The following is a 13660-nucleotide window of genomic DNA, read 5'->3' as shown; positions in this document are numbered from 1 at the left end:
GCAGGAGGAGAATTAGTTTTTTCATTTGGCGTTTTGTTCGTGTTTTGCAAATATAGTCGAGTTGTTGATTTGTTGATTTGTTGATTCGTTGATTTGAATCATTGCCTCCCGCGAAAATCTGTTTTTTTGTAAATCGCAGCTTGCGTCAAAGACATGGAAATCAGTTTCTTTGGAACCATCTCTCCAATCAACAAATAAACAAATAAACAAATAAACTTTTTCACCCAAATAATTCTTAACACCGTCGCTTCCACCTTCCTTTTTCATAAATTTGGCGAAAATTTCAGCATTGAAAAAATTGCTTTTTCTCCTGTTCCTGTGCGGTATGCTTTCTCCGATGGTGTCGCACGCGCAGAAACCGCCAAGCCGCATCAAAGTAGAATATTCCGATTTCGCCGACCGAAACGAAGCCTTGATTCCGGGCGCCCTTTTGCTCACGGGGAATGTGCGCGTGAGCCACGACGGCGCGGTTCTGAAATGCAACAAAGCGTATGTTTTCGAGAACGAGAATTACATTAAAGCGTTCGGCGATGTTCACATGATCCAGGGCGATACGCTTTTCCTCGACGGGCGTTACGCCGAATACAACGGCATGAACAAACAAGCGTTCGCGACCGGAAACGTCGTGATGCGCAGTCCCGACATGACGCTCAAGACCGATACGATTTACTTTGACCGAAACATCCAGCAGGCGTATTATCGGACGCCCGGAACTATTCTGAACAAGGACAACGTGCTAAAAAGCAACACGGGCCGTTACTATGCGAACGAGAAAAAATTCCAGTTCCTGACCGCGGTCGTACTGACGAATCCGAAATACGTGATGAAGTCGAACCATTTGGACTATTTCAACAATTCGGGTCACGCGTATCTGTTCGGCCCATCGACGATTACGAGCGAGCAGAATTTCATTTACACTGAAAAAGGGTTTTACGACAGCAAGCGCAACGTCGGGCACTTTTTGCGGAAATCCTACATACGATATAAGGACCGACTCATCGAGGGCGACAGTTTGTATTACGACAGGACGAAGGAATTCGCATCGGCGACGCGCAACGTGAAGATCACCGATACGATCAACAAAGGTTTGGTCAAAGGCCATTACGCCGAAGTCTACAAGCTCAAGGATTCGATGTTCGTGACCAAGCGCGCGGTCGCGATCAATCTGGTCGAGAACGATTCCGTCTACATACATGGAAAAAAATTGCTGCTCACGGGAAAACCTGACGCCCGCGTGATCCGAGCCTGGCCGAACGCGCGTTTCTACAAGACCGATTTGAGCGGAAAGTGCGATTCGATCCATTCGGCCCAGGTCACGAACCTTACGAAACTCATCGGCAAACCAATCCTTTGGAATTTCGACAACCAGCTTACGGGCGACGTGATGCATCTCGTCGGAAATAAAGAAACGGAGAAACTCGATTCCCTGAAAGTGCTCGGCAATTCGTTCATCATCGCGAAGGATACGATCGGGCCGGGCTATAATCAGGTAAAAGGCGTGAATTTATACGGAAAGTTCGCCGACAATAAACTGCACGAGGTCGACATCGTGAAGAATACGGAATGTATTTATTACATGCGCGACGAAGACCAGAGCTTGATCGGGATCAACAAGTCGGCGGGAAGTCGCATCAACCTGATCCTCGACAAGAACAAGATCGAGACGATGACCGTTTACGATTCGCCGGCCGGAGAAATCACACCTGAAAAGGATTTTCCCGAGAACGCGCGCAAGTTGCGAGGCTTTACGTGGCGTGGAGACGAACGAATAAAAAGCAAGGACGATATTTTCCCTCCCGAGGAAAACGAACTCGACGCCAAACTGGTCGCCGAGGGCAAAAAGGAAATGGCCGAGGAAAACAAACCTATGGAAATTCGAAAGGAAACGCTCGATTACGATAAACCGAATGCCGGGAAAACCGCTCCGGCTAAAGGAAAAGGTTTGTTGAAATCGAAACCGAAAGCGAAAGTGGCGAAACCGGCAGGGCAGAAAAGTTTGCCGGAGATGAAGTGATTTTGGAATTTGGAATTCAGATTTTCAGATTTCAGATTTTCAGATTTTCAGATCACAAACAAAACTCCAAAAAAATCCAATTACCCCGCTACATTTTTTCTGCATCATTTCACAAATATGACCACAACTTCAAAATCAGATTTTTTTGAATATCAGGCGCAGACCTCGCCGTTTCCTTTGGGAATGGAAGTTTCGCACGCTTCGGGTTCGTACATTTACGATACGTCGGGCAAGAAATATTTGGATTTTGTGGCAGGCGTTTCGGCTTGTTCAGTCGGACATGTGAACAAACGTGTGAACGATGCGATCAACGAACAGTTGCAGAAATATTCGCACGTGATGGTTTACGGGGAATACGCCCAACATCCGGCGACGGAATACTGCAAATTATTGGCTTCGCTGCTCCCCGATCCGCTTGACAAAGTATATCTTGTCAACTCGGGAACTGAAGCTACTGAAGGCGCGCTTAAACTCGCACGCCGCGTGACCGGCCGTTCCCAACTTATTTCGTGCCGAAACGCCTATCACGGCAATACGATGGGCTCGATGAGCGTTATGGGTTTTGAGGAGCGCAAACAAATATTCAGGCCTTTGATTCCCGATGTGGATTTCATCACGTTCAATTCTGAAGCAGACCTCGCAAAAATCACTACGAAAACCGCGGGCGTAATCCTTGAAAGCATCCAAGGTGGCGCCGGTTTCATCCAGCCGCAGGACGATTGGTTCAAAAAGGTACGCGAGCGTTGCACCGAAGTCGGCGCGTTGATGATCGTCGATGAAATACAACCGGGTTTCGGGAGAACCGGAAAACTATTCGGATTCGAAAACTACGGAGCCGTTCCTGACGTACTTGTCATAGGAAAAGGAATGGGCGGCGGAATGCCTGTGGGAGCGTTCGTCGCGTCGGGCAAAATGATGGATTTGTTGAGCCATGACCCGAAACTCGGACACGTCACCACTTTTGGCGGACATCCTGTCATTGCGGCAGCCTGTTTGGCCACTTTGCGCGAAATCATTGAAACAAAGTTGATTCCGCAGACATTAGAGAAAGAAATGCTGTTCCGGGAATTGTTGGAACATAATTTGATAACCGAAATACGCGGAAAAGGACTCATGCTTGCAGCTATGACGCCATCTGCGCAAGTCACCGACAAGGTGATTTTGAAATGCCAGGACAAAGGACTCATTCTATTCTGGCTGCTCTTTGAAGGCTGCGCCATACGCATTACGCCACCGCTTACGATATCTGAGGATGAGATACGGGAAGGTTGCGCGATTTTGCTCGAGGCGCTCAATGAAGTACAGGCGGAATTACACGTTTAATTCCATTAGAAGAGATTGATTTGTCACCATTGCGGTTAAAGGAACCGCACCATCATCGGGATTGTACGTCCTAAGATCATGACCCTCCGAATAGTACTGTGAAACATGTGTTAATTAAATTGTTCACAACAATTGTCCGCTGCAACGGCTAACGATAGGCTACATAGCTAATTTTAGTCGCAGGATAATTCTAAAGATTTTAAGTATGCAACTAAGCAACGAAGACGAAGAATACAGCTTATCCTTATCTAAATTCGAATCGATGTTGAAAACCAACAAAGTCCTCTTTTTTGATTCAGAGGAATTTGAGGACATCATTCTCCATTACCTTGATACGGGTAAAGCCTCACTGGCAAAGAAAGCCCTAAAATTGGCGCTTGAACAACATCCAAGATCGACAGGTCTGAAATTGGTGCAGGTCGAGATGCTGATTTACGACGACAAACTGGATCAGGCTGAAAAGCTTTTGAACGAACTGTTTGCGCTCGAGCCCCACAACGAAGAAATTTATATCCAGAAAGCCAACATCTTTTCCAAACGCGACAAGCACGAGGAAGCCGTTGAGCAGTTAAAGATTGCCCTTACGTATACTGAGGATTACGCCGACGTATACAATTTGATGGGCATGGAATATCTGTTCATGGACAATTTGGAACTGGCGAAAGAAAATTTCATCAAATGCCTTGAGGAAGACACTGAAGATCAGGCCGCGTTGTACAACGTCGTGTATTGTTTCGAATTCCTCGATCAGAACGTCGAAGCCATCGAATACCTGAACCAATACATCGACCGAAATCCGTACAGCGAAATCGCCTGGCACCAAATGGGCCGTCTGCATTACGGCATCAAGCAATATGAGGAAGCGTTGCGCGCGTTCGATTATGCCACGTTGATCGACGAGGAATTCCTTGGCGCGTTCATGGAAAAAGGCAAATCGCTCGAGAGATTGAAGCGTTACGACGAAGCGATCGAAAGCTACAACCGTACGATCGAGATCGACGATCCGACGTCATACGCGTTGTTGCGCATCGGGAAATGCTACGAAAAACTTGGCAAGAAAGCGTTAGCGTTAAAATATTACAACAAAACGGTTCATGAAGATCCGTTGCTCGATAAAGGCTGGATCGCGATTACCGATTTTTATGTACGCGAAAAGAACTTCCAAAAAGCGTTGTTTTACGTGAACAAGGCTTTAAACATCGACAATTCGAACCGATTGTACTGGAAGCGTTACGCCGTAATCAACAAGGAGATGAACTTTTTCGAGGAAGCCGAAGTCGGTTATCGAAAAGCCGTGGAATTGGGCGATTACCAACTCGACACCTGGTTGTTTTGGGTTGACATTTTGCAGTTCCTCGGAGAATTCGACAGCGCGACGACGACATTGTTGCAGGCCTCGGAATATTTCCCCGACGAATACGAGATCGAATATCGCCTTGCCGGAATTTATTTCATGCAGCGCGACGACGCAAAAGGAAAGTTCCACTTGAGCAACGCATTGCGACTTAATTTCAAGAACCACAAGCTGTTGAAGGATTTGTTTCCCGTAGCTTGGGAACGAAAAATCGTACGCAACATGATTGACAAGTACAAGAGTGAACACTGAGAATTCTTTATATTTTCCCTAAAACCGGTTCTTTGGAATCGGTTTTTTTATTTTAGCCGAATGGATCTTGATATCGAACACCAAAAAAAAATCTTCGGGCTCGTGGGCCGAAACATCTCGTATTCGTTCTCGAAGGGTTATTTCGCACAAAAGTTCGAAAGTCTTGGCCTTGACGATTACAGCTACGTGAATTTTGACATCGACGAGATCTCGAAAATAAAAGAAGTCGCGCAAACCCAGCATTTGTCAGGCCTGAACGTCACGATTCCATATAAGGAAAGCGTGATTCCGTTCTTGGACGAAGTGTCAGGAAAAGCGCAGAAAATCGGAGCCGTGAACACCATCCGCATTAAAAGAAACGGAAAACTAAAAGGTTACAATACTGACGCTTACGGCTTCAAGAAATCGCTCGAGCCTTTATTGCAACCGCATCACCAACGCGCGCTGATCTTAGGAACCGGAGGCGCATCAAAAGCCGTTGCATTCGCGCTGCTCGAACTCGGGATTTTCCACACGTTCGTGTCCCGTGAGGAAAAACCCGGAATGATCGATTACAACCGGATAAATTCGACGACTTTCGACAACCATCAAATCGTCATAAACTGCACTCCGACCGGCACGCATCCCAACGTTGGCGAGTGCCCACCGCTTCCCTACGAATACTTTACGGGCAAGCACATCGCGTTCGATTTGGTCTACAATCCGCCTGAAACCGAGTTCATGAAACGGGCCGCGGCAAATGGGGCAATCGTCAAAAACGGTTACGACATGCTCGTGTTCCAAGCCGAAAAAGCGTGGAAAATCTGGAATAAATAAAGCCTATTTACATTGGCGACCTTGTCCGACAAAAACGAATAAGTGTGAGAATTGCCCATAAACGCTGACTTCTGAGCGTTTTTTGTTTTGTACTTTGAACTCTCTTTAGTACCTTAGGACGCTAATTTAATTGAATACGCATGTCAGAAGAGAAGAATGATAACCTGCACGAGGCAGACGGACAACCAAACAACGAAGCACAACAAACACAACCTGAGGCAACTGAAGCTATAGGTGAGGAAAATACTACAGTCGAACCGACAGCCGAAACAGAAGCTGCGTCAGAAGTGAGCGATGCAGACGAAACTCCAGCCAAGTCCGACGAAACAAACGCTATTGAAGAGACGCAAACCGAACCTGAAACTGTTTCAGAACCTGCGGGAATCGCCGACGCCTTGGTAGCCGAATCCGAGAAACCGGAATCAGAAGTCACGCCCGAACCCGATGACGTCGTGATTGAGCCCGCGCCTTCCGTTCCAAGCGAACCTAAAATGGTGACGAAAAAAGCCGAAGGTTCTGAAGAAGCCGTCAGCGAACCTGAAGTGAAAGCGAGCATTGCCGAGGCGATCGTCGCCGAATCCGAACAACCTGACGAAGAAGCGCCGAACGTGATTTCACCTGCCGACGAGGAAGTCTCAAGCGAAACATCTGACGAAGATGCGCCAAATGTCGTCTCTCTTACCGACGAGGAAGTCGCCGACGAAAAAATCGAAACCGAGGACAATTCCGAAGTGTTGGACCAACCCGATCCGATTGCAGCAGTCGCCGCGATCTCAAACGCGAACGCAGAGGAAAGCGAAGACGAAACGCTTGCGGGACGCCACGATATTGAAATGCTCGACTACGAAACGCTTTCGATGGAACAGCTTACGGCCGAACTTGAAAAGCTCGTGTCCATCGAGAAAGTAATGTCGGTGAAAGATCACGTCGAACACCTGAGAACAGCGTTCCTTTCAAAATACAACCACTTCATCGAAGAGAAAAAAGACGAATGGCAGGCCGAAAACCCTGAAACGACCGAGGAATTCGAATATCATTTACCACTGAAGTCGCAGTTCGACAAGCTATACAACCAATATCGCGACAAGAAAAACACGCATTTCAAAAGCGTCCAATCGAATCTTGAAGGCAATTTGCAAAATCGATTGGCGATCGTCGAGGAACTCAAAAATCTCATCAATCCGCAGGAAAACATAAAGGATACGCTCAAGCATTTCAACGAATTGCGCGATCGTTGGAGAACGGCTGGCCCGATTCCCAAGGACAAATACAACCACGTTTGGAACAATTACCATTTCCACGTGGAGAATTTCTACGATTACCTTCACCTCGATCGCGACGCACGCGACCAGGATTTCAAGCACAACCTGGAACGCAAGCAGAAGATCATCGCACGCGCCGAGGAATTGGTCAACGAAGCCGATGTGAACAAGGCATTCCGCGAATTGCAGGATCTGCACCGACTTTGGAAGGAAGACATCGGTCCGGTCTCGCGCGAGCACCGCGAAGAAATCTGGAACCGATTCAGCGAACTTACGCGCCAGATGCACGACAAACGCGAATCGCTTTACGAATCGTTGCGAGGCAAGGAAACCGAGAATCTTGACAAGAAAAAAGACATCATCGCGCGCATCGATGCCGTAACCGCAGAACCTGTAACCGCTCACGGACAGTGGCAAGGCCAGATCGAAAAGGTCGAAGCGTTGCGAAACGAATTCTTCGCGGCCGGAAAAGTCCCGGCCGAAGTAAACGAGGAAACCTGGTCGGCATTTAAAACGGCCGTGCGCAATTTCAACGCGAACAAAAACTCGTTCTACAAAGACATCAAAAAAGACCAGCAGGACAATTTGAATAAGAAAATGGCTTTGGTCGAGAAAGCGAAAGCGTTGCAGAACAGCGACGATTTTGCCGTTACGACTCCGGTGATGAAGCAAATCCAGGAAGAATGGAAAACGATCGGTCATGTGCCGAGAAAATATTCCGACAAAATCTGGAAGGATTTCAAGGAAGCCTGCAACCATTATTTCGAAAAACTCAAAGCATCGCGTTCCGAATCGAGCGACGAGGAAAACACGGCTTTCGAAAGCAAGAAAAATTACCTCGACGAATTGCGTACGGTTGAAATGACGGGCAGCCACAAAACCGATCTCGACGCGATCAAAGCGCATATCGAAAAATGGAAGTCGTTCGGTAAAGTGCCGTTTTCAAAGCGTCATATCGAAGGAAAATTCAATAAGATCCTCGATGCCTTGTTCGAAAAATTGAGCCTGAGCAAGAAAGAAACCGATATGGTTCGTTTCACGAATCGCGTGGAAGCTCTTGCAGGAAGCGACGAGACGCGCAAGCTTGACAACGAGAAGATTTTCCTGATGAGGAAGATCGATGAAGTTCAGGGAGAGATTTTCCAGCTTGAAAACAACATCCAATTCTTCGCCAACGCTAAAAAGGATAATCCGATGGTAGCGGAGGTTCGGAAGAATATCGAGCGGCATAAAGAGGAACTCGATACGTTGAAACAAAAATTGAAACAGCTGCGAAATATGCAGCAGTAATATAGGATCCCGCTTTTCGCGGGATTTTTTATTTAAAATGCTTTGCATTTGGTATTGATGCCACGAAAAGACGGAGCGCCAAGTCTTTCTGGACAAGGCTCAGCGAGACTGTCCGGAAGTATTTATTGGATTTTTGCTTGTGCGCGGCGTAAAAATCTCCTCCGAATTTACGGGTTAGCGATGTCTTTGACGGTATTTGACCGTCGCCCAAAAAGAAAAAGCCACCCCGAAGGATGGCCTTAACTAAAAATAAAAAACTAACATCTACTCGATGATGACTTTCGTTGAGAAGCCATCGGTAGTCCTTAAAATGTAGATTCCGCTTGAGCAGTTCGATATGTCTAACAACGATACGTCTTTCGCCGACATGACCGAACGGCCCGACAAATCGTACAACGTTACCGATGCCGGACGGCTCAGGAATAGTTGACCACCTCGCGCCGGATTCGGATATACCGTGAATTTGCTTGACGGATCGAAATCGGTCGCGTTCAGCAAATCGTTCGTGATTTTGTAAATGCTCAATGTCGCGCTGACTTCGTTGGCCATAACGACCAATCCGGTTTGCGTCGGGCTGTCGGCTGGCTTGATGTAGATGATTCCTTCAGGACCGAGGTCGCCGCCGGCTCCGGTTGTATTGCGGCTGTTCTTGTACGAAACGAAAACCGGTGCTTGCGGGTTCGTGATGTCGTATACCATGACGCCGCCGATTCTTTCCAACGTAACGAATGCGTAAGTCGCTCCATTTATCTGGGCGACGGTCACGCCTTCGGGCTCAGGACCTTTGTTGTCGCAACGGTTCTTGAAGTTTCCGTTGTCGTTGCTCGCGTTGTACATCGCACCGAAGACCGGGTCAGCAGCCGTAATGCGTTCGAAATCGTCTCCGCTGTCGAAAACGAGTTCGCCCGTGTTTCCATTCCAGATTGAGAACGAGCGCGTCCCGAAAACGTTGATCTCGTCGAAATCGCCGTCGCCGTCCGTGTCGCCTGAAACGCCCGTCACGACTAGACGCCCGAGGTTGCTGTTACTTTTCAATATGTTCGCGTTCGGAAAAATTGTCGGATCCAATACGTAATCGGCGTCACCGACTTTCATTTCTTCCTCGAGACCATCGTATTCACGCACGTCGCCTTCGTTCGCCGTAACCAAATAGGGAACGCCGCCGATCGTGTAGTTCGCCATGGCGTCGGGCATGAACATTCCTTTTATGGGCCAGTTTGCGACGAAAACCGCAGGAAGTTGGTCAGACGTATCGATTCCGTTTCCTTCGATGCTGTGGTCTTTCGTCCCCAATGGCATGATTTGCGTCACCGTGTTCGTCGTCAGGTCGATTTTCGCGATCGCGTTGTTTTCCTGCAAGGTTACCCAAGCCGTTTGTCCGTCGGCTGAAATCGTGATATACTCAGGCTCGAAATCCTGTGAAACCGAAGCGTTCGGCCCGAAGATACGCACTCCCGCCGATCTCAGTTGGGCTTCCTGTGAATCGAAGGCGTTGAAGTTGATCGTCGTTACATTCGCCTGGGTCACGTTCGCAAGACCCGCCGAAACGTCAATTACCGAAACGCTTCCTTCAGGATCGATCGTGTAATCGCTGTTCGGCTGGCCTTCGTTTGCTGTGAGAACTTTCGTTCCGTCGGGAGAAAACGTGACCATGTCGGGCAAGACTCCGGCTTCGACTACTTTTACGTTGTTTCCGTTTACGTCCATCAGTACGACTTTCCCGTTGCCGAAGTCGGCGCCTTCAACCGTTGCGGCTACGATTCCATTCTTGAACGAAACGCTGGTCGCCCCTATTCCGTATTGCGACATGTCGATCATCGCGACTTCTTGGATGTTTTCGGCGTTGGAAAAATCCAAAATCGCAAGTTTCGTGGCCGTCGAGTTGACGACGAACAAACGCTGTGAAACCGGATCGTGCGTGACGATTTCGGCCGAACCATTGGCGTCGACCAAATAGCTGTCGAGATATTCCAAATCGAGTGCTTCAGATGCAACCGGCGCGCCTGAATTGTCGGTGATATAAACGGTTTGGGTTGAGATGCCGCCCAACGACGCGTTGTTGGCACCTGAAAGTTGCAGTACAAAAAAGCGGTTGTCTCCATCCTGAGCCGTTTCGATTATCGGAATCTGTATCGTTACGGGCGTGTTGCTGTTGGCGGGAAATGTGATGCTTTGCGTCGTGAACGTGAAATCTTCTCCGGCTACCGCGGTTCCGATATTCGGCATGACCGAAAGCTGGACCGTCACTGGGTTTGCCGACGCATTTGAAAGATTTACCGAAACAGAAACCGTCCCGTTTGTCTCATCGACCAAAAGATACTGGGAATCGAACGCTACGGTTTGGGTGCTGCTCGGCGTGAAAATGCCCGGCGACGCGTAGACATCAAGTCCAAGCGATTGTCCGACGAGGTTCGTGGCGGGTTGCCAATTGCTTCCCGAACTCAAGTTTCCGTTGGCATCGAGCAGTTCGATAGAAGGTCCGTTCCCGTCTGCTGAAGTCGGCCATAAACCGCCATCGTCGTACGTCATCTGAGAAATTACTGCGTCTTGGGTGTTGAGGATTTGCAACAATTCACCACCGTTTCCAAGTGCGTTCGAAATTCCCTGCGGCATGTCGAGAAACGAAACGCCGTAGAATGCGTCGGCGCTGGTCTTGTCGGTCGCAAGCAGAACTGTCGTGTGAGACGCCAACGACATTTCAGGGAATCGATATACGAAATTGCCTTCGTCTTTCACGCGGATGCCGCCGAGTGCGATCGCGGTGTTCGTGTTGTTGTAGATTTCGAGAAATTCGAGATTGTCGCTGTTATCGGACGGCGCGTTATACATGATTTCGGTAATCACCAATCCTGAAGCCAGCAAGTTGTGGAAAATCGGCTCGCTTGTGAACAATGCCATTTCGTTGTTCGCGACGTCGTTGATGTTTTGGGCGGTCAACACATAAGAAACGCCGGGCGTAAATCCTGCGTGCGTGAGCGTGACTTTGTTTAACACTGCATCGTATACGGCCGATGTGATCGCGATTGCCGGTGAAAAGGCGTAATTGGCGATATTTTCGGCTTGATCTTCGACTACACTTTCCGAGAAAACAAGCGACAACGAAGTTTGTGCAGGTTGCACCGACGCGACTGATGGAGGCGTTCCGTCGGTATTTGAAATCGTGAATTGCGTCGTATTGAAAGGCGTATCGGGTGTGACGCCGTTATTGTGGTCATCGGCGGCCGTGTCTTCGAGTTGCCAGTTTGCGATTGAACCAAGTTGGGCATGGTAACCGTTGATATCGAGACCATTTCTCGGGCCGTTATAGTTGGCCATGTCCATTCCTTCAGGAAGAGCGATTGCTGTCGTACCGGCGTTAAGCCCTGTATTTTCAAGTGTTCCGAAAGCCGACGATGAATTTGCGATGGCCGCCAGGTGAATCGTCGCGACGCGTGGCGCTGTTCCCAGAAACGCGAACATGGCGTCGCTCGAAGATGAAATTCCTCCGGCGTTCGTTTGGGAGATTACACCTGCCGAGGCATTGATCGTAGCACTCAGGCTGTTGATGCGGACAACCGTTCCGGCTGGAATCGCTTGGATTCCTGACGACCAGGTAAAGTCACCTTCGTCAGTACCGAAACCACTTCCGTTCCATTCGGAATCGCAAAAGTAAATATTCGTATTCGGTGCGATTTCTTTGAAGGTTACGAACGCGATATCGTCGTCGCCGTCGGCGTTGAAGCCAACAAATGCGATGTCGCCGGGTTGTGTGAGTTGTGCCTGGCAAAAAGCTGCAAAAGAAAGGCAGCAGAACAGCGTAATTTTTTTCATGGGTTGTCTTGTGTTTGTTGGGAACGCAAGTTAATCCTCGTGAAAGGCTGTTTCGGTTACGCGAAGTTTACAGTTGAGTCAACAAAAGTGAAGCTAAAGTTTAGGGGAATGTTTCGAGGTTATTTTATGTTTATGGAATTGGAAACTGCAGGTATTAGTTTCCAAACTCCCCGAACGAATATTCGCGCTCAACTTTTGCGATTCGAACGCTGTAGTTTTTGTACCATTTTTTCCTGCCGGTTTGCTGGGCAAAAAGATGTTCGCTGTTTTGTTTCCAATTTTTGATCGCATCGAGATCTTCCCAATATGAAACGGTGATGCCGAGTTCGCTTCTCGCCGATTCAATGGCAATAAAGCCAGGCTGTTGTTTGGCGAGTTCGATCATTCGGATGGACATTTCGTCATAGCCGTCGTCATTGGCAGTTTTGGTGGATGTGAAGATTACGGCATACATCGGATCGGTTTATTAATATTTAGTACGGGAAAAGTGTATGGTGTTTCGGGTTAAATGAATATTTTACCCTGTCAGGGTCATTTTTTTTTACGCGACATGCCCAAAACAAAGACACTTACAGTTTTTTCGCCTCATTCCAAAACACATCCATCTCCGCCAAAGTCATGTCGCTCAACGATTTCCCCAACTCGCCGGCTTTACTTTCCAGGTATTGGAAGCGTTTGATGAATTTCTTGTTCGTCCTTTCGAGCGCATCCTCAGGATTTATGTCCAAAAATCGCGCGTAGTTGATCATCGAAAACAAAACATCACCGAATTCTTCTTCTATTTTCTCTTGGTTTCCTGACTTGATCTCGGCTTTGAATTCCTCGATTTCTTCCTCGACCTTATCCCAAACCTGATGTGGTTCCTCCCAATCGAATCCGACTCCTTTCGCTTTGTCCTGAATTCTCGATGCCTTAACCAAAGCCGGAAGTGATTTCGGAACGCCTTCCAACACTGACTTTTTTCCTTCTTTAAGTTTGAGTTTTTCCCAGTTTTGCTTGACTTCTTCCTCGTCCTTGACTTCAACATCTCCATAAATATGCGGATGGCGATGGATCAGTTTCTCACAAATCTCATTCGCCACGTCGGCGATGTCAAAATCATTTGTCTCGCTTCCGATTTTCGCATAGAAAACAATATGCAGCAACAAATCACCCAACTCTTTTTTGACTTCCTGCAGATTACTGTCGAGAATCGCATCGCCGAGTTCGTAGGTTTCCTCGATGGTGAGATGACGAAGTGTTTGCAAGGTTTGCTTTTTGTCCCACGGACATTTGGTACGCAAGTCGTCCATGATGTCGAGAAGTCGATTGAAGGCGGAGAGTTGTTGTTCGCGGGTGTTCATTTTGTTGTTGATTTGTTGATTTGTTGATTTGTTGATTTGAATGCTTGCCTTCCGACTTGGTGACGATTTTCGACTGGACAGAACCCGAACCCTAAACCCTGCACCTCATAACCATTCACCAGCACTCAGGCACTCAGGCACTCAGGCACTCAGGCACTCAGGCACTCAGGCACTCAGGCACTCAGGCACTCAGGCA

The 13660-nt window shown here is 48.1% G+C and carries 9 protein-coding genes; 5 read left to right on the top strand and 4 right to left on the bottom strand.

From position 1 onward, the window contains the following. Positions 1–21: 21 nt before the first annotated feature. Entirely contained in the window at positions 22–267 is a 246-nt protein-coding gene (locus tag EOO50_RS13835; protein ID WP_290840868.1) for a hypothetical protein, read from the bottom strand. Positions 268–325: 58 nt separating this feature from the next. Between EOO50_RS13835 and EOO50_RS13830 the strand changes: the two genes are divergently transcribed. The 5 genes from EOO50_RS13830 to EOO50_RS13810 all read left to right on the top strand — a co-directional run bounded on the left by EOO50_RS13830 (position 326) and on the right by EOO50_RS13810 (position 8311). Further along, complete coding sequence (locus tag EOO50_RS13830) at positions 326–2014, top strand: OstA-like protein (protein ID WP_290840886.1); 1689 nt, start codon at positions 326–328, stop codon at positions 2012–2014. A 117-nt stretch (positions 2015–2131) separates the two neighbouring features. After that, positions 2132–3337 carry an aspartate aminotransferase family protein gene (locus tag EOO50_RS13825; RefSeq protein ID WP_290840867.1) on the top strand — a complete coding sequence of 402 codons (1206 nt, stop codon included), beginning with the start codon at positions 2132–2134 and terminating at the stop codon, positions 3335–3337. A gap of 205 nt (positions 3338–3542) precedes the next feature. Next, positions 3543–4943: a tetratricopeptide repeat protein gene (locus EOO50_RS13820; RefSeq protein ID WP_290840866.1), complete on the top strand. Its 1401-nt coding sequence runs from the start codon at positions 3543–3545 to the stop codon at positions 4941–4943. 60 nt (positions 4944–5003) lie between these two features. Continuing rightward, the gene (locus EOO50_RS13815) at positions 5004–5759 is read left to right on the top strand and encodes a shikimate dehydrogenase (RefSeq protein WP_290840865.1); all 756 of its coding nucleotides are present in this window, start codon (positions 5004–5006) and stop codon (positions 5757–5759) included. 731 nt (positions 5760–6490) lie between these two features. Beyond that, a complete protein-coding gene (locus EOO50_RS13810) occupies positions 6491–8311 on the top strand; it encodes a DUF349 domain-containing protein (protein ID WP_290840885.1) in 1821 nt (606 codons plus the stop codon). Positions 8312–8575: 264 nt separating this feature from the next. Here the strand turns inward: EOO50_RS13810 and EOO50_RS13805 are convergent, their stop codons facing one another. From EOO50_RS13805 to mazG, 3 genes are all read right to left on the bottom strand, one after another. Next, positions 8576–12121, bottom strand: a complete 3546-nt coding sequence (locus EOO50_RS13805; RefSeq protein WP_290840864.1) for a choice-of-anchor I family protein — start codon at positions 12119–12121, stop codon at positions 8576–8578. 154 nt (positions 12122–12275) lie between these two features. Further along, the gene (locus EOO50_RS13800) at positions 12276–12575 is read right to left on the bottom strand and encodes an antibiotic biosynthesis monooxygenase (RefSeq protein WP_290840863.1); all 300 of its coding nucleotides are present in this window, start codon (positions 12573–12575) and stop codon (positions 12276–12278) included. A gap of 115 nt (positions 12576–12690) precedes the next feature. Beyond that, entirely contained in the window at positions 12691–13464 is a 774-nt protein-coding gene (gene mazG, locus EOO50_RS13795; protein WP_290840862.1) for a nucleoside triphosphate pyrophosphohydrolase, read from the bottom strand. Positions 13465–13660: the final 196 nt, after the last annotated feature.

Source organism: Flavobacterium sp. (assembly GCF_004211145.1).
Classification (GTDB): Bacteria; Bacteroidota; Bacteroidia; order Flavobacteriales; family Flavobacteriaceae; genus Flavobacterium.
Note: the sequence above shows the minus strand (reverse complement) of the source record. Positions and strands in the feature narration are given on the sequence as shown.

Bases quoted from the DNA above. Each gene is read 5' to 3' on its own strand.
- EOO50_RS13825 (WP_290840867.1), top strand. From the start codon at position 2,132: ATGACCACAACTTCAAAATCAGATTTTTTTGAATATCAGGCGCAGACC.
- EOO50_RS13815 (WP_290840865.1), top strand. From the start codon at position 5,004: ATGGATCTTGATATCGAACACCAAAAAAAAATCTTCGGGCTCGTGGGC.
- EOO50_RS13820 (WP_290840866.1), top strand. From the start codon at position 3,543: ATGCAACTAAGCAACGAAGACGAAGAATACAGCTTATCCTTATCTAAA.
- mazG (WP_290840862.1), bottom strand. From the start codon at position 13,464: ATGAACACCCGCGAACAACAACTCTCCGCCTTCAATCGACTTCTCGAC.
- EOO50_RS13800 (WP_290840863.1), bottom strand. From the start codon at position 12,575: ATGTATGCCGTAATCTTCACATCCACCAAAACTGCCAATGACGACGGC.
- EOO50_RS13835 (WP_290840868.1), bottom strand. From the start codon at position 267: ATGAAAAAGGAAGGTGGAAGCGACGGTGTTAAGAATTATTTGGGTGAA.
- EOO50_RS13830 (WP_290840886.1), top strand. From the start codon at position 326: ATGCTTTCTCCGATGGTGTCGCACGCGCAGAAACCGCCAAGCCGCATC.
- EOO50_RS13805 (WP_290840864.1), bottom strand. From the start codon at position 12,121: ATGAAAAAAATTACGCTGTTCTGCTGCCTTTCTTTTGCAGCTTTTTGC.